Raw genomic sequence first — 22,150 nt, forward strand, 5'->3', positions numbered from 1 at the left:
TTAATAGTAAGATATTTTTTATCTAATTTACTTTCATTAAAAAAGAATTAATCATTAACAATATATTAAATACTCTCAAGATTATTTTTAATAGCTATGTCTGTTATCTATGTAACACATTTTATAAATGCAAACTACTACAAATAAACACTGCATCTTATTTTTAATTCTTGACGTTAAACCAACTCAATCTGCTTAATTTATCGCAGTCACAACTCTGTAATTATTAATAATATCTGTCAACTGTTAATCTGCATTAGGTGATGAGTATTTTAAGTCATCAGATTTTTATGTAATAAATGAGCCAAAAATAGGGGCGCTAAACTTTGCGCCCCGTCAACTATATATCAGTTGTTTTAGGATTTTGGTTGTGCAGCTTGCCTAACAACTTGTTCGTCCAAACCTAACGCTTGAGCTATCTGCTCAATACTTAAACCAAACCCTAATAACTGGGGTATCGTTTCTAACTTACCTTCTTGTATACCTTCTTGTTTCCCTTCTTGTCTACCTTCTGCAAAAACATCTTGGTAAAATCTAGTTTGCTTTAACTCATTTGATCCAAACATTTTTCCTATCTCCTCCTGGCTCAATCGCGGTAACTTGTAGATTAATATTGTCTCTATCAATTGTATAATTTCCCTAATAGTAGTGACATCTAGAATTTGCTGTCGGGCACTGTTGACTATCTCTACTGCTTTTATTGTCGCAGTTGATTCGGGTTCGATGATAAGTTTAACTGTCTCTATACCAATTGATGATGCCTCAATGGAGCTTAATTCGTCGAGATAGACGCGAGTTACTCGTTGGGAGTTGAGTAATTCTGTATATCTTTCGGTATCTCCAGTATCAACGCTGCGGTTGGGGAAGATGACAACACCACGCCAATTGTTAGTTAATTCGGTTTTGTCGAGATAGTTAAAGATTTCGGTAAATAAACGTGAGTAGAATTTTTTATCTGGCTGAAATTGCACTTCGGCAAAATAAATCGGTAAGTCTGGCGTATTGGGAAGAAAGACACCATCGATTCTAAACGCCAGTTGTTTAACTTCTACTGAAGAAAATTGGTAAGCACTAGCTAGTTGGGGTGGTTGGTTAATCAGTTCAAAAAAAGTACTGGGGATACTCTGAAAGATCCGATAAAAGATACTGTCTGTTTTCAAAGGAGCTTGTTTTACAGTTGATGAACATATTTTACACAACGACTAACCCGTGGTAACTATTTTGATTACAATAAATATTATGTATGTCAACAATTCAATAAAAATATTGAAATTGTATAAGATGATGATACAAAAAGTATTTAAAAAATATTAGGTGTTTAAAGCTGACATTAATATTAGCAATTTCCCCCTAGAATTTTAGAAATAGGGTGTTTTATAGTAAAAAAATTGATTGGGCATGGGGCATTGGACATTGGGCATGGAATCAAATCTTTTCCTAATCCTTACCCTTAATCTCAAATCAAAAAGGGGAATTCCGCCTAAAGGACTCGAAGCCTGCGTAAATCAGTATGGCCCGTGATTAGATGCTTTTACGTATCTCAATCATTCGTGGGCGTTGACAGATTCAATTCCCAATTGGCTAGAGTACGGCAGAGTTATGACCCCCAGCATTACAGATTCAGCAGTGAAGGCTGCGGTAGCAGCTGTTGCATCGGAGTCAGCATCAGCAGAAGAAAAAATCCAAATGCTGATTGAGATAGCACAGGGTTTTCAAAAAAAGCCCAAAGCTGCCCAAGACTTGCGAAATGCAGTTGGGTTATATTACCGGGCCTATGAAATGTGTGGTGAGGAGTATCCCTTATTAAAAGCCAGGGCGCAAGTAGGGATGGCAGGGACATTACAGGCAATACCGGATGCTGATTACCAACTGTTGATGCAAGCGAAAGTCGGTTATGAAGAAGCACTGCCAATTTTACAGCAATTAGCAACGCCAGAGGAAGTGGCAGAGACGCAGATGAATTTTGGGCTGGTGTTGCAGTCGCTAGTGCCGTTCAATTTAGCGCGGATAACTGACAGCATCCAAGCTTATCATGAGGCTTTGCGGGTCTTTACTTGGGAAGATTATCCTCAAGAATACGCGATTTTGTATAACAATATTGCGATCGCATACCTTTCTATGCCCCTAGCATCGGAACGAGAATACTTGCGTCAAGGGTTAGCTGTGCAATCATTTGAGGTGGCGCTAAAGCACATTAATTTGATTGACCATCCTAGAGAATATGCGATGTTGCAGAACAATTTAGGTAATGCTTTGCAATATCTAGTGAGTTCCCATCCTGTGGAGAATAACTTAAGAGCGATCGCAGCTTATGACGAAGCGTTAAAAGTGCGTAATCCCAAAGATACACCTCTAGAGTACGCTAACACAATTTCAAACAAAGCCAACGCCCTATTCAACTTACCAGACGACCCAGAAAAACCAGAACCTGGTAATCCTCAAAATCTTTTACAGGCGCGTACTTACTATCAAGCTGCTTTAGAAATATTTACGGAACACCAACAAATTGCACAAGCAGAGGTCGTAGTTCAAGCACTACAAGACGTAGAAACAGAAATGAAGGATTAGGAGTTATGAATCTGATTTAACTCTTATCACTTTAACAACGAGTAAAAAAACAGCATGAGAGATATTTTAACAACGCAAAATCTGATAAATTTTCTCACAAGTTTAGCAGATGGCGATTTGAACATAGCAACAGAAGTCGTGTGGTTAATCATAGCAGCAGCCTTGTCTATGGTTGGCGGTGCAATTGGTGGAATGCTTTTAGCTGGTAAAGATATAGGCTATCAGTTTTCAGCGATGCTTGGTGCATTATTTGCCCCTGCGGGTGTAATTCCCGCCATCTTATTAGGGCTTGCTACCTTAAATTTCTTGACAAATTATTAGGAGAAAACATGTTAGAGATAGGTTGGTTTTCAGCCAAGTTATTTTTTAAAGGAAAGCTACTACGCGACCCTGTGTATTTTGTCAAGCAAACTACTATTGGTATTGCTGTAGGTTTCTTACTGCTAGTATTACTCGCACAAGCCCCGATTCCCTTCTACCTACCAATAATATTATCTAGCTTAGTAACGGGCATGATTATGCCATTTCTTCTCAAAGACTTCAAAATGAAGTGAATTGTCATTGATAAATAACCAATGCCCAATGACAAATGACAAATGACAAATCTTGAAGAATTAGTTCAGGAAATTAATCGTTTTGAGGCAATTATATCCGAGTGGGATGAAAGCCAACGGTGTGTAGCGGTGGGTTTAAAAAGGGCAATTGAAGCTTTGCATAAAGCTGCATTGACTAGCTTGATTAAAAGCCTGAAAGAAGAATCAATGCCAGCTTTGCGTCATGCGGTTGCAGATGAATTAGTCTATGCAGTGCTACTGTATCACGAACTAGTCAAACCACCAAAACCTCCGCTTTCACAACGCATTCAGACAGCCCTTGAAGAAGTTCGCCCAGGTTTAAAAAGCCATAACGGTGATGTAGAATTAGTGGCAATTAAACCACCAGATACAGTAGAAGTCAGATTAATTGGAACTTGCAGCAGTTGTCCGACTTCTACTTTAACTTTATCTCAGGGAGTAGAACAAGCAATCAAAAACCATTGCCCCGAAATTACTAAAGTAGTGGCAGTTAATAGCAGTTCTACTATTAACAACGCTAATTCTAGTTTAATCAGTCCATTCTCTGCAAAAATAACTTGTACTTGGATGAAAGTAGCGACCCTTGATGAAGTTCCTGAATTTAGTGTAGTGGCAGTACAACTTGCTGGTACTTCACTTATTTTACATCGTCAAGGTGCTACAGTAAAATGCTACCGTAATAGTTGCGCTCATCTTGGATCTCCCTTAGAAAAGGGTAAAGTTGAAAATGGTATCATTACCTGTCCTGCTCATGGATTCCAATACAAATTAGAGACAGGTGAATGCTTAACTGCACCTGATATTTCGCTTCAGTCATATCCAGTCAAGATTAAAGGCGATAAGGTTTTTGTGAAACTGCAAAAATGATGATGCAAAGGTAACATTTCAGCAAATATACTTGGCGATTAGTCAATCACAGCTACTTTGCTTTTTCATTTCAGTAGTTCGCGCATTGATTTTAGTCTTTTGTGCAAGCAAAATGCCTGAATGCTTTCTCAATATCTTTAAATTAATTCTCATTTGTGTAATTCAGATATTGATTTTAGTGTTTTGAGAAAGTAAAAAGGCATATTACTTACTAAAAAGCAGCTTTTACTTATTCAAACCCCAGTTTGCTTACTCATTTTGGTGTTTTCCGCAAGCAAAATAAGCTTTTACTTACTCAAAAGCAGCTTTTACTTATTCATTTTGGTGTTTTCCGCAAGCAAAATGAGCTTTTACTTACTCATTTTGGTGTTTTCTGCAAGCAAAAGCAGCTTTTACTTTCTCAAACCCCAGTTTGCTTTCTCATTTCAGTACATCGCGCACTCATGCAAAAGATTCGCTATGTAGCAAAAGTTACTAAATTTGACTAGATTTTTTAAAATTGATTAATACAGAAGTCGATTAAAGGTTTTAACTTAATTTGAAAAAAGCATAATGCAAAACCGTTACTGTTGTTACACGCTAATCAACATTAATGTTTTTAAATAATTATTAGCGTCTATTTGCGGTTCATGGATATCCCAATCATAAGTAATCCCATATCACAATTACCGCTAGAAGCAACAGGAATTTCTCAATATTTGCCTCTATCACCTCAAGGTGCAGAGGTAATTTTAGGTAACATTATTGAACCAGAACAATTAGTTATACCAGTAGCGCCCAATGCTACAAATATGTTTGGGCCTCGTGGTGCTTGTTTATTATCAGAAACTGGCCCTTTATGGGTATCAGATACAGGACATCATCGATTATTAGGATGGCAAAATTTACCCACAAGAGATAGTCAACCGGCTGATTGGGTAATTGGACAACCTGATTTTTATCATGAAGGACAAAATGCTAAAAGTACACCGGGAAGGGCAACTTTAAGTGTACCAACAGGGATTTGTGCTTGCGGTGAAGGGTTAGCTGTAGCAGATGCTTGGAATCATCGGGTTTTGATTTGGAAAAGCTTACCAGAAGATAATAATGTTCCAGCAGATTTTGTATTAGGACAAGTTAATTTTACTGATAATGAACCAAATCGAGGAAATCAGCAAGCATCTGCTAGTACAATGCACTGGCCTTATGGTGTTTACTATCATCAAGGACAGTTATTTATTGCTGACACTGGTAATCGAAGACTATTAATTTGGCATCAATTACCAACAGAAAATGGTCAACCTGCTGATTTAGTTTTGGGACAACCAGATATGATATCTCGCAATGAAAACGGCGGTGATTCTCCAACCGCAGCGAGTATGCGTTGGTGTCACGACATCGCCTTTTGGGGAGAAAATCTGGTTGTCAGCGATGCAGGTAATCACCGAATAATGATTTGGCAAGGAATACCTACAGAAAATAATACTCCTTGTGCAGTGGTTTTAGGACAAAAAAGCTTTGATTTTGTGGAAATGAATCAAGGAGTTTATTATCCTAGCGCTAGTAGTTTAAGTATGCCTTATGGTGTGGCGGTGGCTGGAGATTGGTTAGTACTTGCAGATACTGCTAATTCTCGTTTATTAGGATGGAGAAAGCCAGAATCAATTTTATCACTGCAAGGTGTAATGGCAGATGGGTTAGCAGGACAAATAAATTTTCAAAGTAAAGGTGAAAATCGTAATTTCGGACTACCGAAACGAGATAGCTTAAATTGGTGTTACGGGATAAAAATTTGCGGTGATACAGCAGTGATAGCTGATTCTGGAAATAACCGAATTTTGTTGTGGCAGTTTAACTATGCCGACTGAAGAAATTAGAGTTAGCGGTACTGTTCAGGGAGTAGGCTTTCGTCCTACCGTATATCGTCTGGCTAAAGCTTGCGGTTTGTGTGGAGATGTTTGTAATGATGGTGAAGGTGTATTAATTCGGGTATCTGGTAGTGAGGAAGCATTAACAGAATTTGTTGCCAGATTGCAAACAGAATGTCCGCCACTAGCAAAAATTAACAAACTAACTAGAACTCCTTATGAAGATGAACTTAAATTTGATAATTTTGTGATTTCTACTAGTGTCAGTAATGCCATTAAAACAGAAATTACTCCTGATGCAGCCACTTGTCCCCAGTGTCAAAAAGAAATATTCGACCCTTTCAGCCGCTTTTATCGCTACCCCTTTACTAACTGTACTCATTGCGGCCCCCGGTTGAGTATTATTCGTGCCATTCCTTATGACAGATGCAATACCAGTATGTCTGCGTTTGCGATGTGTTCAGAATGTGGAAAGGAATATCATGATGTCGAAAATCGCCGTTTTCACGCCCAACCTGTAGCTTGTCATGTTTGCGGCCCCGCAGCTTGGTTAGAACGCGCCGATGGCAAATCGGTTACTGCTTCTATGTTTTCGATGTTGGATGATGTTGATGCTGTTTGTACCTTGTTGCAAAAAGGTGAGATTGTGGCAATTAAAGGGTTAGGTGGTATTCATCTAGCTTGCGATGCGACACAGGAAACCGTTGTACAAAAACTGCGTCAGCGAAAAAAGCGTTATCATAAACCTTTTGCTTTAATGGCGCGAAATATTGAGGTAATTGAAGAATATTGCAGTATCAACGCCAAAGAAAAAGAATTATTAACAAGTTCTGCTGCACCAATTGTTTTATTACAAGCAACAGGTAAAAAAGTAGTAGCGCCATCGATAGCATCAAAGCAAAATACCTTGGGTTTCATGCTACCTTATACGCCGTTGCATCATTTAATTCTGCGGCGGATGAATCGCCCAATTGTTTTAACAAGTGGCAATCTTGCTGATGAACCACAATGTATTGATAATGAAGAAGCAAGAGAAAAATTAGGGACAATTGCTGATTATTTTCTCTTTCACAATCGAGAGATTATTAATCGGGTAGATGATTCAGTTGTGCGTGTTCTTGGTGATAAAGTTCAAACAATTCGCCGTGCCAGAGGATATGCACCCGCATCAATTAGTTTACCACTGGGATTTCACAAAGTACCGCAAATTTTAGCAATGGGTAGTGAGTTAAAAAATACCTTTTGCTTATTGCGTGAAGGAAAAGTAATTCTCTCTCAACATTTAGGAGATTTAGAAAATGCTGCGACTTTTAACGCTTACCAAGAAAATTTAAATTTATACTTAAATTTATTTGAGCATCAACCAGAAGTAATTGCCATTGATAAACATCCTGAATATTTATCAAGCAAATTTGGTGAAGAACTTGCAGACACAAATAAAATAAAAATTTATCCCATTCAACATCATCACGCTCATATTGCCGCTTGTATGGCAGAAAACAGGATTTCTTTAGATTCGCCTCCAATATTAGGCATTGCTTTAGATGGTTTAGGTTACGGCGATGATAGTACACTCTGGGGTGGAGAATTTCTTTTAGCAGATTACCGAAATTTTAAACGACTCGCAACATTTAAACCAGTAGCAATGATTGGTGGCAAACAAGCTATTTATCAGCCTTGGCGTAATACTTATGCCCAATTAGTAGCTGCTAATCTTTGGAATGATTGCGAACAAAAGTATACTGACTTAGAAATCGTAAAATTTCTGAAAAGCAAGCCACTCCAACTACTAAATCAACTTATAGATAAGAAGATTAACTCTCCTCCAGCTTCATCAGTGGGGCGATTGTTCGATGCAGTAGCGGCAGCTATCGGTATTTATAGAGATGAATGTAGCTATGAAGGACAAGCTGCGATCGCACTTGAAGCTATAGTAGATGTTAGCAGCTTAAATAATGATAAAGAAACGCTAATCTACCCTTTTAATTTTAGCTTTTTAGATAGTATTTACTGTATAGACCCGCGTCCAATGTGGCAAGCCTTACTCCATGACTTACAGCAGCAGATTCCACAAACAGTTATAGCTGCCAAATTTCACCAAGGTTTAGCTAACGCCATTGTGAAAATGGTTCAGCATCTTAGTCAAGAAAATCTGATTAATCAGGTAGCTTTAACCGGAGGAGTATTTCAAAATTGTATATTGTTAGAGCAAGTTAGCAAACGATTACAAACATTGGGAATAAAAGTACTCACTCACAGTTTAATTCCAACTAACGACGGCGGCTTATCTTTAGGACAAGCAGTGATTGCAGCCGCACAATTAATACATGAGAGTTGATATTTTACAACCTTTTTCTCACAAATAATTCTCTCTGTGCCCTCCGCGCCTCTGCGGTTAGTTTATCTTCACAAATAAAAAAATGTGCTTAGGAATCCCCGGACAAATTATAGAAATTACCAACGTTAACCATAAACTAGCCCTAGTTAACATTGGTGGTGTAAAGCGCGAAGTAAATATTGCTTGTATCGTAGATGAACAACATCCTCCCGAAGCTTGTATTGGAGATTGGGTACTAGTTCATGTTGGTTTTGCCATGAATCGAATTAACGAACAAGAAGCAGCAGAAACATTACAACTCCTCCAAGAATTAGCAGCAGCACAAGCACGGATTAGTACTTAACGAACCGCAGAGGCGCAGAGGGCACAGAGAGAAGAAAGAAATACCGTATTGGCATAAAACTTACTATTCCCCAATCCTTATGAAATATGTTGACGAATTCCGCGAACCGGAAAAAGCAGAAGCCTTACGCCGCGAAATCGCCAAATTAAGCCATCAGCTAGAAAAACCCATCAAAATTATGGAAGTATGTGGCGGACATACCCATTCCATATTTAAATACGGTATCGAAGAAATTTTACCCCAAACCATCGAACTAATTCATGGCCCTGGTTGTCCAGTATGTGTGATGCCAAAAGGGAGATTAGATGATGCGATCGCAATCTCCCAAAATCATAACGTCATTTTTGCCACCTTTGGCGACGCAATGCGAGTTCCCGGTTCCAAAACCACTTTACTGCAAGCCAGGGCACAAGGTGCAGACATCCGTATGGTGTACTCTCCCCTAGATAGCCTGCAAATTGCCAGAGATAATCCCGACAAAGAAATAGTCTTCTTCGCATTAGGCTTTGAAACCACAGCCCCCAGCACCGCCTTCACCATTCTGCAAGCAGCAGCCGAAAAACTTCATAACTTTAGTATGTTTAGTAATCACGTCCTCGTGATTCCCGCCCTCAAAGCACTATTAGATAATCCCGACTTGCAACTAGATGGATTTGTTGGGCCTGGTCATGTCAGCATGGTAATTGGCACTGACCCTTATGAATTTATTTCCCAACAATATAATAAGCCGATAGTCGTCTCAGGATTTGAACCCTTAGATATTCTCCAATCCATTTGGATGCTATTGCAACAGCTAGTAGAAAATCGTTGTGAAGTCGAAAACCAATATAACCGAATTGTAGAAAAAACTGGGAATACAGTAGCACTACAAGCCATAAACAAAGTTTTCGCCGTGCGAGATAGTTTTGATTGGCGCGGCTTAGGTGACATTCCCTATTCAGGATTACAAATCAAACCTGAATATGCTCAATTTGATGCCGAACTTAAATTTACCATTCCTAACCTGAAAGTAGCCGACCATAAAGCTTGTAAATGTGGAGAAATTCTCAAAGGAGTCTTAAAACCTTGGGAGTGTAAAGTATTCGGTACAGCTTGCACGCCAGAAACGCCAATCGGTACTTGCATGGTATCTTCCGAAGGTGCTTGCGCAGCCTATTACAAATACGGGCGACTCTCCACAATTGCCAAAAAAACAATCGCCCAAAAACCAAAAATAACTCAAGAACCCCTCCCCGCCTGCGGCTTCTCCTCAGATTAAATACTCCGCGTACCTCTGCGCTTCCCTTTGCGTCCCTTTGCGTTTAAAAAAATTTTAATATGAATATTTCCCCCACAAACCCAATCCAAAAAATAGAACAAGTCCGCCGTCGCCATAAAGTGCAAGACACTCATATAACTCTCGCACATGGTAGTGGTGGTAAAGCCATGCGTGATTTAATCGACGATATCTTTATCAGCAATTTTGATAACCCAATTCTCTCACAACTAGAAGACCAAGCCAGCTTCAACTTAGCCCCTCTCCTCCAACAAGGAGATAGACTCGCATTTACAACAGATTCATACGTTATAGACCCATTATTTTTTCCCGGTAGTGATATAGGAGAATTAGCTATAAACGGTACAGTTAATGATTTAGCTGTTAGTGGTGCTAAACCTTTATATTTAACTTGTAGCGTAATTTTAGAAGAAGGATTACCCGTAGAAACCTTGCGGCGTGTTGCAGCCAGCATGAAAATAGCCGCAGAAAAAGCGAGTATTCAAATTGTCGCTGGTGACACAAAAGTTGTACATCGTGGTGCTGCCGATAAACTCTTTATTAATACTGCTGGTATTGGTATCATCCCGCGAATAGTTAACATTTCTGCTCATAATATTAAACCTGGAGATGCAATAATAATTAATGGTGAAATAGGCAATCATGGGACAGCCATTTTAATTGCCCGTGGGGAATTAGCCTTAGATACTAATATTGAAAGTGATTGTCAGCCGTTGCATAGTTTAGTAGAAAATATTCTCCATGTATGCCCACAAGTTCATGCTATGCGAGATGCTACACGTGGAGGTTTAGCCACAGTACTAAATGAATTCGCCCTCAGTTCCGATGTGGGAATTCGTCTCTTTGAAGAATCTATTCCAGTGCGTGAAGAAGTTAACGGAGTTTGCGAAATTCTCGGTTTAGACCCATTGTATTTAGCTAATGAAGGTAAGTTAGTTGTAGTGGTTCCAAAAAAGAATGCTGAAAATGTTTTATCAGCTATGAAATCCCACCCAGCAGGCAAAGATGCTTGTATTATTGGCGAAGTTATTACTTCACCTCCAGGTATCGTATTATTAAAAACAGCTTTTGGTGCTGAAAGGATTGTTGATATGTTAGTAGGCGACCAATTACCACGAATTTGTTAATCTTTAATAAATTTATAATATGCACGAATTTGGAATTACCCAAAATATTGTGGCAATTGTGACTGAAAATGCTAAAGGCGCAAAAGTGCAGCGAGTTTTATTAGAAATTGGCAAACTTTCAGCCATTATGCCCAACGCTATCCGATTTTGTTTTGATATTTGCACTCAGGGTACAGTTTTAGAAGGGGCGACATTAGAAATTTTAGAAATTCCCGGTTTAGCAAAATGTCGTCAATGCGGTGCAGAAGTTAATTTAGATAAACCGTTCGGAATCTGTAACTGTGGTTGCGTGGAATTAAATTTAATTACTGGCGAAGAACTTAAAATTAAAGAAATAGAAATAGAGGAATTATGTGTGTAACTTGTGGTTGTTCTGATGATGGCGAAATAAAAATTACAAATTTAGAAACAGATAAAGCGGAACATAATCATACTCACACTTTACCAGATGGTACTGTCATCACTCACTCCCACAGTCATGATACTCATATAGAAGCACCTCAAATTCATGCCAAAATACACAACACAACAATATCTTTAGAACAAGATATATTAGCAAAGAATAACCTGCTAGCTGCCCAAAATCGGGGATGGTTTAAAGGTCGTAATATTCTCGCTTTAAATTTAATGAGTTCTCCCGGTGCTGGGAAAACAACTCTTTTAACGCGAACTATCAATGATTTAAAACATCAATTATCTATTAGTGTCATTGAAGGCGACCAAGAAACTGCTAACGATGCCAAAAAAATTAAAGAAACAGGTTCTAAAGTAATTCAAATAAACACCGGAACAGGCTGTCATTTAGATGCATCAATGATAGACAGGGGTTTACAACAACTGAATCCGCCATTAAACTCAGTTGTGATGATTGAAAATGTCGGAAATTTGGTTTGTCCAGCCTTATTTGATTTAGGAGAACAGGCAAAAGTCGTAATTCTCTCAGTCACGGAGGGAGAAGATAAGCCGCTAAAGTACCCGCACATCTTCCGTGCTAGTGATGTAATGATTATCACTAAAATTGATTTACTGCCTTATGTCGATTTTGATGTTCAAAAGTGCATAGCTTATGCTAGACAAGTAAATCCCAAAATTCAGATTTTTCAGGTTTCTGCAACTACTGGTGCTGGGTTAGAGAACTGGTATAAATGGATAACTGAAAGTTTGCTGTCTAAATGCTAAAGCGATGCCTACGGCTGGCTACGCCTACGCAGCCTACCCTACTATACAGTCATGAATGACTTGACAATAAAAAACTTACACCCGGAAGTTAAAAATAATTTCCGGGTGTAAGTTTGTCTGTTCAAATTATGAACTTGTCAGACTAATTTCTCCAAAATTCTAGATAAGCTGGATGTCTAAACTAACTGCGAAATTAGCAGGCTTATTCTCAAGAGTCGCAAATTGAGTTCCTTGGAATAATAACGAACTTGTTGCGTCATTGTAGCTGAAACCACTCAAGTCAGTAACACCAAATCCAATTTTAGAAATCTGAATCTTGTCACCTTCCACCCGACTGAAGTCCTTGATAACGTCAAGTCCTTCAACCTTAGAATTGAAGACAAACCGATCATTGCCAGTACCACCAGTAAGAATATCATTGCCAGCGCCGCCATTGAGGATGTCATTGCCAGCGCCGCCACTGAGGATGTCATTGCCAGCGCCGCCATTGAGGATGTCATTGCCAGCAGCACCACGCAGTACATCGGCGTATTTTGTGCCTGTAATTTCAAATCGCTCAATATTGCTGAAATTGAGTACGGGATTATTCCCATTCAAGCGGCTGAAGATAGCATTCTGTCCATTTAATCACCAAAACCAACCAAAGTCTCCAAGGAACCTTCGCCATGTTAGGCGGTATGTCAGTCTTAGGACTCTCAGGATTGACACTTGTTGTTGGGAAACTTCGAGAAAACGGGAGAAATTTAGAACATCGAATCAGAGAACGAACCACAGATTTAGCAGAAGCCAATACTGAATTAGAAAAAAGAAACCAATTAATCCGCCAAGTTTTCGGACGATATTTAAGTGATACGGTTGTCGCTAACTTGTTAGAAAGCCCTGAAAGATTAAAACTTGGTGGTGAACGACGCAAAATTACTATTCTCACTTCTGACTTACGAGGCTTCACTGCGCTCTCAGAACGCTTTCCGCCAGAAGAAGTAATTCACATCCTTAACCTCTATTTAGAATACATGGCGGATGTGATTAATCATTACCAAGGTATTATTGATGAGTTTATGGGGGATGGGATTCTGGTATTATTTGGTGCGCCGATCGCTAAAGAAGATGATGCTCTCAGAGCCGTTACCTGCGCCTGTGCCATGCAATTAGCAATGGGTAGCGTTAATGAAAAGATGGAAACCCTCGGCTGGCCACCATTAGAAATGGGAATTGGTATTAACACAGGTGAAGTTATAGTCGGCAATATTGGTTCCGAGAAGCGGACTAAATATGGAATTGTAGGGAGTCAAGTAAATCTCACCTATCGAATTGAGTCATATACTAGTGGCGGTCAAATTCTCATTTCAGAGCAGACTTTCAAAGAAGTTAGATCGAGCGTCGAAATTATTGGGGAAAAGCAAGTTCAGCCGAAAGGTGTGAGCCAACCAATTACTATTTACGAAGTATATGGCGTGCGTGGACGATACAATCTTTTTTTACCCAAAGAAGAAGAAATATTTTTCCCTGTTCCTCAAGAAATTCCGCTTTTATACACTATTTTGCATGACAAGCAAATGGATAATCCGGTTTTTTCAGGACGTTTAATTAAACTATCAGCAAAAGGAGCCGAATTACAAGCAGATATCCCTAATGAAATACCTCATAAGTTAACTAATATTAAAATTAATCTTTTCATATCTCAAAACTCAACACAAGGGAGTGAAGATATCTATGCCAAAGTCTTAGAAAAACTAGCAAACACAAGAAGCTTTTATATTCATTTTACGGCTGTTCCTCCAGCACTCGTAGCTCAGTTTGATAACCTCTATAAGATGATTTCTCAAAAACCTAATTAAGCAGAAGACAAAGTACACCGTAGCATAACTTTGCCTCCCTTTAACAAAGATACAAGTTGCATTATATTAAAAACTCTGCGTCCCTCTGCGCTTTACTTTGCGTACCTTTGCGTTTAAACTAAAACCTGTCAAATTAAGTCACTAAGTTACGAAATTCCTCTGGGGGTTCATCAAAACTGGAAGTATTTTTTCTCATAGAGTGATCGCGCTACGCCAGTTTTAGTTTTTGGTCTTAACCCAAGCGTATTGTAGTATAAATGGGTAATATCATGTCCGCTTGATTGCTTATTAAACCCGAAGAACCCCACCCCGCCAAAGCTGTGCTTTGTCTCCCCTCCCCGCTTTTCGGGAGGGGTTGGGGGTGGGGTTCTTTTATTATGGGTAATTTGGCGGATATGATATAAGTGAGAAAATCACAAGTTTTTTTTACCAGAAAATCAATCACAAAGTCGCTGTAGTTCCTCAACTGTATTTAGGGTTTTGATAGCCTGTTGAATCACTTTTAATCGCTGTAAATCTGTGATTTGGTAAATGATTGGCATTAAATCTAAGCCAGGAGTCCCAAATTTAATCTCCAGTGCCAATTCAATACCTGAATATAATTCCTCTCGTCGTCCGCGTGCTTCCCCACGTGCTTCTCCGCGTGCCTCCCCGCGTGCTTCTCCTTCACGTAAAATTTCTTGATACCAAGGCGACTCACGCAACACAGCCATATCCCACCTCATGATTTCTTGGACTGGGGCACTCTCTATTACAAACGTAGCAAAAAAAGCCAAAACTGTTTCAAGTTGATTTAATTGTTCATCCTGACGCAGAATTTGCAAGGCTTCTCGAATTACAACCTCGTTTTCACCGCCTTTGAGGATGGGTACAAATGGAATTAAGGATGGTAATGGTGTCTCAAAGACAGTATTTACATCAACTTCCCATAGGTTAATCACCCGATAATCTTGAGTTGCTCTTAAACCTGCAACATTTGATGTATATGTTGTAGGTATTTCTGTGTTAGTTCCTTTAAGAATATTGATTAATACTGGATAGGTAGGTAAATTATATTTTTCTTCAGCTAGAGCTGCATAAGCACGCATCCGTCGTGGCATTTCCGGTTTATAGCGCAGTTGTAATTCATTGACAACTAAAAATTTTCCATACTGCGGATTCTCGACACGGATAAGTACATCACTTTGTCTACTAAGCCACTGAAATTCGGAGTTGAGAATTTCACCTACAATAACATCAGGAATTTGTGTTACCCATTTTACCCAGTTATCGGGTGCAAGACTAATTAGGCGTTTAGTGCTGATATCAGCAGGTTTGGACATAAGCAAGTAGGTACGTTTAGATCAGCGCTATTGCACTTTTATTTAGACTACCACTGAGTATGGACATTGCGATCGCCTAAATATTTCCGTCTCAAAATACAAAAATGAACCCCAATTACAGTAATTATTTCTAATTTAATAACTAACTGCATCCAATTAAAAAAGATGAATTCTACCTCTCAGAAAATACAACACCCTGCACTTTAAAAGTACAGGGTGGAAGACAGCGATAAAGATGATTCCCAGTTTCTATTTACCTCAAAGCCAATCTCGATATGCTGATATTTCATTTACGCTGATTTCAAACGGCGTTCCTTTACCGAATGGCGGATAAACGCGAATTTTACCATTGCTAGCAAACCGCTCTAACCTATTACCCAACTGGGGAATATTGCTGACAATATGCCAGTAAGATACTAAGTCAGGGCAATCAATAATTAATGTGAGGATGGTAGCATTTGTTGTGAGATACCATTGACAATTAGATAACAGTACTCGCGTAATGCGATCGCAAGCTAGATAAAAGCATCTGCCAGCAGACTGTTCTAACTCCATTTGCAGCATTCCATCCTGTTTCGTTACCTCAGCGGGAGGTAAGTCATCGGGAGGAAGCAGGTATAGTTTAGAAGACATAATTTCGCACCTCTTGGTTGTAGCGCGTCAAACTCTCTAGGTTTTTTTGCAAATCCGCAGACGAGGGTTTGAGTGCTAGCGTACCTAAATTTAATTCGTCTTGAAATTTCTTGATTCTGTCTCGACAAGTCTCCACATCACCGATAATTGAGTTCTCAATCAAATAATCTTCATCGAAACAAATATTTGTGCGATCGAATGGTTTTTGGTTGGAATTCGCACTGTTTTGCAATACTTCAGCCGAATTAGCTTTCATTTTCTGGCTAAATTTGCGAACGAAAGGTAACGCCTCACTCACCGCCTCATCGTATGTTTTGCCAACAAAAAAGAAGCGTGCCAGCACAAAGTTTTCCGCACCACTAGAATTTAAGGCTCGATATTTGGTAACAGTATCCTTCAATCTTTCTAGAGAAAATGGCGGCCCACCCATCAAGCTGAAGGAATGTTTAGCAGCAAGCTCAATACCGTCATCACCACCAGTAGCAACATACACTGGTATTTGACTTTGCAATGGTTTCGGGTAAATCGTTAAGCGATCGCATTGATAATATCGCCCATTAAATGATACATCAGTTTCATATAAGAGCTTTTGAATTAATGCGATCGCCTCTAGCATCTTGGGACGGGATTCACTTGGGAGGGTCGCAAAATGCTTGTTTTGTTGAGGAAAGGGGCCGCCTTTAGCAACTCCAAATAATAATCGTCCATTGCACAAGTTATCCAAAGTGGCAATATCTTCCGCCACCCGAATCGGGTTATGGAATGGCAGCAACACCGCCGCAGTGCCTAATTGGATAGTTGAAGTCAATCCCGCCAAGTGTGCCATTAACACCAACATGGACGGGCTGAGATTAGATTCACTAAAATGGTGTTCGCTCACCCACGCTTCCTCAAAACCTAAGCTTTCTGCCTGTTTTACCAGTGCAACTTGCTCAAAGATGGCACGACGAGCATCTTGGTGAAAATTATCGTAATTGCAGAAAATTCCAGTTTTCATTACTTGCGTTGATACTTTGTATTCACCGTAGGTGCTGGTTATTCTAGTGGTCGATAGGTTTGTAGTAAGCACAAAGCGTGCTTAAATATTTGAGGAATAAAGTCCTCTCTACAAAAGAATTTACCCCTCTCAATTAATGCGATGAATCACTAAGTTGCAACCCACTGCAACTCCAACCATAGGCGTGGGTTGTTCTCTTTGACCTTCGACATCGGATCGCGCAACAATCGCTTGGCATTCATACAGACAACCTGGATTAAACCCATGTTGTCTGCTACTTCTCTGAGTATTTCTTTTTGAGCTTGCACACAGGAAATCATTTCGTCAGAGCAATAAATTCCTATATATTGCAAACGTCTAGCAGGTCGTCCCCAAAAACAGGTGATGACTTTCACATAACACCCATCCAGCAATTCTCCAACTTGCGGGTAGTAATGGTTGACGACTCTTGTGAATTCTTTGGCTAAGATATCTTCAGCAATCATTGGAACTGATATTTCTGTAGCGTCCATCACGCTATTTAATATAACATAATTTTATCAATTAAATATGACAAAATAGCTGATTAAGCTTAAATAAAAGCTTAAATATGACATAAAAAAAGAGGTGTGCCTCATTTGGCATCACCTCAAATTTGCGTAAAGCATTTTTATACAATTAACTCATGTGGGGTAGGCTGAAAAGCCCGCTCAGTTTATATGGCGGACAAGATGCCCACCCCACAATATTGGATAATTTTTTTCTTGGATTTTCCTAATCGCCAGGTATATTTGTAAAGGTGAGATGCTCCCTAATACTATGATGTTGAATTCCAAGTTTTGAATTTTAATTATTAGCGAGCATTGCGTTCGCAAACTAAGACCTCTGCTATGATTTCCGGCACATTTATAAAGTCCGTAAATCCTTCAGAACTACGGATTGGTGAAATAAATGTATAGTTTGGATCGCACGCTCCAGTGTCATATACTTGAATAAACCACCGATCGGGAAATCCTTCTATACCTAGTTCCACAGTGTACCAACTCTCGCCAATCAGACGAGAGCTAAAAATTGTAAACCACTCTCGGTTCTCTTCTGAAATATTCCAATCTGCCATCAGCAGTTCTAAAGCTATTTGTTCCGCATCCGTTGAAGTCAACAGCATTTTTACTCCTTATTTGCAACTTCAGTATTTGCAACTTCAGTACTGGGAACTTCCGGGTATAAACCTAATTCTTTCGCTAGCTCTCGTGCCACAAAAAATAAAAATTGGGCACCATCTTGATTGCCTTCATGGGCAAACATAGTAGCTACTTGTAACATTGTTTCTACTAAACCGGAATCAATCAATTCGGGTTTAGATTCCAAAATTTCTGGTTCTTGACCATTAGGACATTTAAGTAACTCATCAATCAGATTAAAATACAAGCTTTGGCGTTGTTCTTGGTCTGTCATGGTAATTTTCTTGATTTTAGTAAATTGTGAATAAGTTACTGTTCGATACTTTGGCGCCACAGCCTTTCCAACATTTCAACTTGTTCTTTTAAAACAGTAGCGCGATGAACCAGATATCTGTCGTAAAAGAGAATCCCTAACCCAACACAAATCGGGGTTAACAAGAAGAACCATTGCAGGATAGTGGCAAATTTATATTGTTCAGCAACAGTTAGCATTTGATGAACCACATTGCGATCGAAGGATTGAATGCTAGTCTGAGGGGAATGTGTACCCTCTTTCTGGGGAGCCAAGGCGGGAGCATCTGTAGTTGTGTTGTTAACTTCGTAAGCTAAATTCTGAGATTTTACTAACTCCAGATGTCGCTCCCAAATTATGCCAAATACTACTAGTCCTGGTGAAAGCACTGCTAAGGTAACGACGCAAACTGTAAGAACATTTAAAAGTTTGGCTTTCATCTTGGCTCTCCCTTGCTAGGTAGTATGCACCCAGTAAGAAAATATCTTTTGCTGTTTATCTAAAGTAGTAATATATTTCTACCTCTCAAACAGTTTTGATATTAAAATATGTGTAATCGGTAATTTGTACAATCATTAGTTGCCAGTTATTTTTCTCGTCACTACTGACTACTGACTAATAAAAAATTACCACCCTTTTCACAAAACATAGGATTATTCAGTCAGAAAGAACGCACTTGATTCGGGAATCTGGTTTCACCCTATTCTCAAAAAGAAGATTAAGAAGTCCCCCCTAGTTCACTAAGCTTTCGCTCAGGAATGTTGGGGGGTAGAGGGGAATCTCTGCGTAAATCCTATACGATTTATATCAGCCGCTCTCCACCAAACAGTTTACCCCAGCCCTGTTAAGATTATTAAATTCATTAGAATAGTACTCAAAGCCTGTAATCCACACATGATAGGTCTTATAAAAATTCATTGGGGTATGGGTGCTAGTGTTTTTTGGACGGGGTTCTAGTATTTTCGAGGTGGGGTTCTGGGGTTTTTGCACTCAATCTCAAAGCAATGTAGGCAATGGTTAAAGACTGTTTTAGATGCAATTTGGGATTGACAAAATCTGCACTCAAAATAAAATATCAATGTCTCTTGATAAAGATAGACTAATAAATTAGGAAAAGCAATTAAATATTTTAAAATTCAATTATATTTTCAGAATAAATAGAAAATAATGAAAAAATTATTCATCTATACAGAATCATAAAAATTGAATCTCAATCCAAGAGACAATAGTCAGCAATTACAAATGTTAAACTAGAAGAATGGTAAGCTAGCCTCTTCTGAAGTAAGAATCAATGAGAATATCTAATAAAAGTTCTTCCTAAACTTTCATATTTTGTGGTTTAGTTAGAATACATAGTATATGCACTCATTGACATTAAACGGCAAAATAAATACATCAAAGCTTATTGTTATCAGTAAATACTCTGTACTAAGATTTAGGATTTTAGGGGTTAAAGAATGCGGATTGCTCAAGACATCACAGAACTGATTGGACGAACTCCTTTAGTTCAACTGAACAAGATTCCTCAAGCTGAGGGAGTAGTAGCAAGGATAGTTGTTAAATTAGAAGGGATGAACCCAGCGGCTTCTGTGAAAGACCGCATTGGGTTAAGTATGGTACTCTCGGCGGAAGCCGCTGGCTCAATTTTCCCAGGAAAGACCATTTTAGTTGAGCCTACTTCAGGTAATACAGGAATTGCTCTAGCAATGGTAGCAGCAGCGCGTGGCTACCGTTTGATTTTGACCATGCCTGAGACTATGAGCCAAGAACGACGCGCTATGCTTAGAGCTTATGGTGCATCTTTGGAGTTGACACCAGGAACTGAGGGTATGCGGGGAGCAATTCGCAAAGCCGAAGAAATTGTGGCTAATACTCCCAATGCTTTTATGCTGCAACAGTTCCGCAACCCTGCTAATCCCAAAGTTCACCAAGAAACCACCGCTGAAGAAATTTGGACAGATACAGACGGGGAAGTAGATATCGTCATTGCTGGGGTAGGTACTGGTGGAACGATTACTGGGATTGCAGAAGTACTCAAACAGCGCAAACCGACTTTTAAAGCGATCGCAGTTGAACCCAGCAACAGCCCAGTTCTCTCTGGTGGTGAAGCTGGGCCACACAAAATTCAAGGTATTGGGGCTGGATTTATCCCAGATGTCCTTCGTTTAGAATTGGTTGATGAAGTAATTCGAGTCAGCGATGAACAAGCGATCGCCTATGGACGACGTTTGGCAAAAGAAGAAGGCTTATTATCTGGGATATCCTCTGGTGCAGCTTTGTGCGCTGCAATTCAAGTAGGTAAACGTCCAGAAAATGCCGGACGTTTAATCGTGATGATTCAGCCTTCCTTTGGCGAACGTTATCTCAGCACACCCATGTTTCAAGATTTATCTTTAGAAACTGCTGCGGTGCGTTAATAAGACAGGGGGACAAGAGAGTAATCAACCTCCCTGTCCTTCTCATTTGTCTCTTACATAAAATTAAGGCAACTTACCTTTTGAGGTGCGATCGCATCCCATATTACGTTATTAGTGCTTCTAACTCCTTGACACACCCACGGCTGTGTAAATATTGCTACGCTCATTCTCCCTAAAAAGCCGTGGGATTCTTATGCGGAACTTGCCTATCTTGGCTTGCCCTCCATTACAGGTTTATAGTTCCTACCTACAAAATTTATAAATATAGTGCTTCTAGGTTGAGTGCAATACAGACCTAACAAAAACAGTCCTTACCCTGACAACAAGATTTATTTTCTCGAAACTCTTGCTGTCTCGGTGGGTAAAGATTAACATATCTGTGGGCAGAAGCAATATCTCGTTAAATCAACCGTAACAATAGTGAAAACCTTGCGCTGTCTATTTTGAATCTTGTCTAGCAGCAGTTAAACTTGTCTGTATATAGTGACTTAAGACCATTACCTGCTAGGTTATAAATCAGGCACAGACTATACTATAGAAAATTTAGTCAAAATTCTTTACAGCTTTAAAATCAGAGGTATCAATGATTATAACTAATTTTAGCAAACAAAGAAATGAATTTAAGGAATCTAAAGTACTCAAAGCGAAACCACATTGGCAAGGGCAAAATTTGAGCGATACTGCTGTCAAAGGTAAAGATACCAAGATGCGAGATCCTGCACCTGATAGTTCGATTTTGAATAACTTAAATCGCGGTCGAGTTGCTATTTTTATTGATGGCTTAAGCCTGTTCCATACAGCCTTACAACTCGGCATAGAAATTGACTACGTTAAATTGCTTTGTCATTTAACCAGTGGTTCCAGACTGTTGCGTGCTTTTTTCTATACTGGGGTTGATATCAGTAATGAAAAGCAACAGGGTTTTCTCTTGTGGATGCGTCGCAATGGCTATCGCGTAGTAGCAAAGGAACTCGTTGTACCAGCAGAGAATTTCAAAAAATCAAATCTGAACGTAGAAATTGCTGTAGATATGATAACTTTAGCTCCTTATTATGATACAGCGGTTTTAGTCAGTGGCGATGGAGATTTAGCTTATGCTGTAAACGCTGTTAGCAGAATGGGGGTTCGGGTAGAAGTAGTCAGTCTGCAAACAACCACTAGTGAAAGTTTGATTGATGTTGCTGACTGCTTTATTGACCTCGATAGTATTAAAACACACATTCAAAAAGATTCTAATCTTGGCTATAGTTATCGCACAGCGTCAAATTCAAACCTCTAATTAAAAAGAGGTGGAAAGTGGGAGACACAGGGACGCATAAAAGATATCTCTGTGTCTTTGTGTCTTTGCTCTCAATACGGTTCGGATAAGAT

23 protein-coding genes are annotated in these 22,150 nt (G+C 39.3%); 14 read left to right on the plus strand and 9 right to left on the minus strand.

The window, feature by feature from the left end; all coding sequences use genetic code 11:
- Positions 1–356 precede the first annotated feature (356 nt).
- Positions 357–1,160, minus strand: a complete 804-nt coding sequence (locus tag RM049_RS24145; RefSeq protein WP_322705968.1) for an Rpn family recombination-promoting nuclease/putative transposase — start codon at positions 1,158–1,160, stop codon at positions 357–359.
- Positions 1,161–1,599: 439 nt separating this feature from the next.
- Between RM049_RS24145 and RM049_RS24150 the strand changes: the two genes are divergently transcribed.
- From RM049_RS24150 to hypB, 11 genes are all read left to right on the plus strand, one after another.
- Complete coding sequence (locus RM049_RS24150) at positions 1,600–2,568, plus strand: hypothetical protein (RefSeq protein WP_322705986.1); 969 nt, start codon at positions 1,600–1,602, stop codon at positions 2,566–2,568.
- A 54-nt stretch (positions 2,569–2,622) separates the two neighbouring features.
- Positions 2,623–2,889 carry a hypothetical protein gene (locus RM049_RS24155; RefSeq protein ID WP_322705969.1) on the plus strand — a complete coding sequence of 89 codons (267 nt, stop codon included), beginning with the start codon at positions 2,623–2,625 and terminating at the stop codon, positions 2,887–2,889.
- 8 nt (positions 2,890–2,897) lie between these two features.
- Positions 2,898–3,122 (plus strand): hypothetical protein, encoded by a 225-nt coding sequence (locus RM049_RS24160; protein WP_100900555.1) that lies wholly within the window; start codon positions 2,898–2,900, stop codon positions 3,120–3,122.
- Between the two features lie 42 nt (positions 3,123–3,164).
- On the plus strand, positions 3,165–4,010 hold the full coding sequence (locus tag RM049_RS24165) for a NifU family protein (RefSeq protein ID WP_322701689.1): 846 nt from the start codon (positions 3,165–3,167) through the stop codon (positions 4,008–4,010).
- A 629-nt stretch (positions 4,011–4,639) separates the two neighbouring features.
- Complete coding sequence (locus tag RM049_RS24170; RefSeq protein ID WP_322705970.1) at positions 4,640–5,857, plus strand: hypothetical protein; 1,218 nt, start codon at positions 4,640–4,642, stop codon at positions 5,855–5,857.
- Positions 5,847–8,195: a carbamoyltransferase HypF gene (gene hypF / locus RM049_RS24175; RefSeq protein WP_322705971.1), complete on the plus strand. Its 2,349-nt coding sequence runs from the start codon at positions 5,847–5,849 to the stop codon at positions 8,193–8,195. The genes RM049_RS24170 and hypF overlap by 11 nt, the downstream gene beginning before the upstream one ends.
- Positions 8,196–8,277: 82 nt before the next feature.
- Entirely contained in the window at positions 8,278–8,538 is a 261-nt protein-coding gene (locus RM049_RS24180; protein WP_322674498.1) for a HypC/HybG/HupF family hydrogenase formation chaperone, read from the plus strand.
- A 79-nt stretch (positions 8,539–8,617) separates the two neighbouring features.
- Positions 8,618–9,796: a hydrogenase formation protein HypD gene (gene hypD, locus RM049_RS24185; RefSeq protein WP_322705972.1), complete on the plus strand. Its 1,179-nt coding sequence runs from the start codon at positions 8,618–8,620 to the stop codon at positions 9,794–9,796.
- A gap of 59 nt (positions 9,797–9,855) precedes the next feature.
- On the plus strand, positions 9,856–10,941 hold the full coding sequence (gene hypE / locus RM049_RS24190; RefSeq protein WP_322705973.1) for a hydrogenase expression/formation protein HypE: 1,086 nt from the start codon (positions 9,856–9,858) through the stop codon (positions 10,939–10,941).
- Between the two features lie 19 nt (positions 10,942–10,960).
- Entirely contained in the window at positions 10,961–11,302 is a 342-nt protein-coding gene (locus RM049_RS24195) for a hydrogenase maturation nickel metallochaperone HypA (protein WP_322705974.1), read from the plus strand.
- Complete coding sequence (gene hypB / locus RM049_RS24200) at positions 11,293–12,120, plus strand: hydrogenase nickel incorporation protein HypB (RefSeq protein ID WP_322705975.1); 828 nt, start codon at positions 11,293–11,295, stop codon at positions 12,118–12,120. Before RM049_RS24195 ends, hypB begins: the two co-directional genes overlap by 10 nt.
- Before the next feature lie 159 nt (positions 12,121–12,279).
- Here the strand turns inward: hypB and RM049_RS24205 are convergent, their stop codons facing one another.
- Positions 12,280–12,717, minus strand: a complete 438-nt coding sequence (locus RM049_RS24205) for a hypothetical protein (protein WP_322705976.1) — start codon at positions 12,715–12,717, stop codon at positions 12,280–12,282.
- A 68-nt stretch (positions 12,718–12,785) separates the two neighbouring features.
- On the opposite strand from RM049_RS24205, the gene RM049_RS24210 reads away from it, so the two are divergent.
- Positions 12,786–13,958 carry an adenylate/guanylate cyclase domain-containing protein gene (locus RM049_RS24210; RefSeq protein ID WP_322705977.1) on the plus strand — a complete coding sequence of 391 codons (1,173 nt, stop codon included), beginning with the start codon at positions 12,786–12,788 and terminating at the stop codon, positions 13,956–13,958.
- Positions 13,959–14,395: 437 nt separating this feature from the next.
- Here the strand turns inward: RM049_RS24210 and RM049_RS24215 are convergent, their stop codons facing one another.
- The 7 genes from RM049_RS24215 to RM049_RS24245 all read right to left on the minus strand — a co-directional run bounded on the left by RM049_RS24215 (position 14,396) and on the right by RM049_RS24245 (position 18,802).
- Positions 14,396–15,280 (minus strand): Rpn family recombination-promoting nuclease/putative transposase, encoded by an 885-nt coding sequence (locus tag RM049_RS24215; protein ID WP_322705978.1) that lies wholly within the window; start codon positions 15,278–15,280, stop codon positions 14,396–14,398.
- Between the two features lie 258 nt (positions 15,281–15,538).
- Entirely contained in the window at positions 15,539–15,913 is a 375-nt protein-coding gene (locus RM049_RS24220) for a hypothetical protein (RefSeq protein WP_322691061.1), read from the minus strand.
- Positions 15,903–16,910 carry an LLM class flavin-dependent oxidoreductase gene (locus tag RM049_RS24225; protein WP_322705979.1) on the minus strand — a complete coding sequence of 336 codons (1,008 nt, stop codon included), beginning with the start codon at positions 16,908–16,910 and terminating at the stop codon, positions 15,903–15,905. Before RM049_RS24225 ends, RM049_RS24220 begins: the two co-directional genes overlap by 11 nt.
- Positions 16,911–17,059: 149 nt before the next feature.
- Positions 17,060–17,422: a hypothetical protein gene (locus tag RM049_RS24230; protein ID WP_069068421.1), complete on the minus strand. Its 363-nt coding sequence runs from the start codon at positions 17,420–17,422 to the stop codon at positions 17,060–17,062.
- A gap of 320 nt (positions 17,423–17,742) precedes the next feature.
- A complete protein-coding gene (locus tag RM049_RS24235; RefSeq protein WP_322705980.1) occupies positions 17,743–18,054 on the minus strand; it encodes a hypothetical protein in 312 nt (103 codons plus the stop codon).
- 2 nt (positions 18,055–18,056) lie between these two features.
- Complete coding sequence (locus tag RM049_RS24240) at positions 18,057–18,344, minus strand: hypothetical protein (protein WP_322674506.1); 288 nt, start codon at positions 18,342–18,344, stop codon at positions 18,057–18,059.
- Between the two features lie 35 nt (positions 18,345–18,379).
- Positions 18,380–18,802: a hypothetical protein gene (locus RM049_RS24245; protein WP_322705981.1), complete on the minus strand. Its 423-nt coding sequence runs from the start codon at positions 18,800–18,802 to the stop codon at positions 18,380–18,382.
- Positions 18,803–19,819: 1,017 nt separating this feature from the next.
- On the opposite strand from RM049_RS24245, the gene cysK reads away from it, so the two are divergent.
- A complete protein-coding gene (gene cysK, locus RM049_RS24250) occupies positions 19,820–20,779 on the plus strand; it encodes a cysteine synthase A (protein WP_322683943.1) in 960 nt (319 codons plus the stop codon).
- A gap of 583 nt (positions 20,780–21,362) precedes the next feature.
- Positions 21,363–22,058 (plus strand): NYN domain-containing protein, encoded by a 696-nt coding sequence (locus RM049_RS24255; protein ID WP_322683944.1) that lies wholly within the window; start codon positions 21,363–21,365, stop codon positions 22,056–22,058.
- Positions 22,059–22,150 lie beyond the last annotated feature (92 nt).

This window comes from Nostoc sp. DedQUE04, from assembly GCF_034530995.1.
Classification (GTDB): Bacteria; Cyanobacteriota; Cyanobacteriia; order Cyanobacteriales; family Nostocaceae; genus Nostoc.

What these genes read in the sequence shown, in the direction of transcription:
- RM049_RS24150 (WP_322705986.1), top strand. Translation starts at nt 1,600, where the DNA reads ATGACCCCCAGCATTACAGATTCAGCAGTGAAGGCTGCGGTAGCAGCT.
- RM049_RS24155 (WP_322705969.1), top strand. Translation starts at nt 2,623, where the DNA reads ATGAGAGATATTTTAACAACGCAAAATCTGATAAATTTTCTCACAAGT.
- RM049_RS24160 (WP_100900555.1), top strand. Translation starts at nt 2,898, where the DNA reads ATGTTAGAGATAGGTTGGTTTTCAGCCAAGTTATTTTTTAAAGGAAAG.
- RM049_RS24165 (WP_322701689.1), top strand. Translation starts at nt 3,165, where the DNA reads ATGACAAATCTTGAAGAATTAGTTCAGGAAATTAATCGTTTTGAGGCA.
- RM049_RS24170 (WP_322705970.1), top strand. Translation starts at nt 4,640, where the DNA reads ATGGATATCCCAATCATAAGTAATCCCATATCACAATTACCGCTAGAA.
- hypF (WP_322705971.1), top strand. Translation starts at nt 5,847, where the DNA reads ATGCCGACTGAAGAAATTAGAGTTAGCGGTACTGTTCAGGGAGTAGGC.
- RM049_RS24180 (WP_322674498.1), top strand. Translation starts at nt 8,278, where the DNA reads ATGTGCTTAGGAATCCCCGGACAAATTATAGAAATTACCAACGTTAAC.
- hypD (WP_322705972.1), top strand. Translation starts at nt 8,618, where the DNA reads ATGAAATATGTTGACGAATTCCGCGAACCGGAAAAAGCAGAAGCCTTA.
- hypE (WP_322705973.1), top strand. Translation starts at nt 9,856, where the DNA reads ATGAATATTTCCCCCACAAACCCAATCCAAAAAATAGAACAAGTCCGC.
- RM049_RS24195 (WP_322705974.1), top strand. Translation starts at nt 10,961, where the DNA reads ATGCACGAATTTGGAATTACCCAAAATATTGTGGCAATTGTGACTGAA.
- hypB (WP_322705975.1), top strand. Translation starts at nt 11,293, where the DNA reads ATGTGTGTAACTTGTGGTTGTTCTGATGATGGCGAAATAAAAATTACA.
- RM049_RS24210 (WP_322705977.1), top strand. Translation starts at nt 12,786, where the DNA reads ATGTTAGGCGGTATGTCAGTCTTAGGACTCTCAGGATTGACACTTGTT.
- RM049_RS24215 (WP_322705978.1), bottom strand. Translation starts at nt 15,280, where the DNA reads ATGTCCAAACCTGCTGATATCAGCACTAAACGCCTAATTAGTCTTGCA.
- RM049_RS24220 (WP_322691061.1), bottom strand. Translation starts at nt 15,913, where the DNA reads ATGTCTTCTAAACTATACCTGCTTCCTCCCGATGACTTACCTCCCGCT.
- RM049_RS24225 (WP_322705979.1), bottom strand. Translation starts at nt 16,910, where the DNA reads ATGAAAACTGGAATTTTCTGCAATTACGATAATTTTCACCAAGATGCT.
- RM049_RS24230 (WP_069068421.1), bottom strand. Translation starts at nt 17,422, where the DNA reads ATGGACGCTACAGAAATATCAGTTCCAATGATTGCTGAAGATATCTTA.
- RM049_RS24235 (WP_322705980.1), bottom strand. Translation starts at nt 18,054, where the DNA reads ATGCTGTTGACTTCAACGGATGCGGAACAAATAGCTTTAGAACTGCTG.
- RM049_RS24240 (WP_322674506.1), bottom strand. Translation starts at nt 18,344, where the DNA reads ATGACAGACCAAGAACAACGCCAAAGCTTGTATTTTAATCTGATTGAT.
- RM049_RS24245 (WP_322705981.1), bottom strand. Translation starts at nt 18,802, where the DNA reads ATGAAAGCCAAACTTTTAAATGTTCTTACAGTTTGCGTCGTTACCTTA.
- cysK (WP_322683943.1), top strand. Translation starts at nt 19,820, where the DNA reads ATGCGGATTGCTCAAGACATCACAGAACTGATTGGACGAACTCCTTTA.
- RM049_RS24255 (WP_322683944.1), top strand. Translation starts at nt 21,363, where the DNA reads ATGATTATAACTAATTTTAGCAAACAAAGAAATGAATTTAAGGAATCT.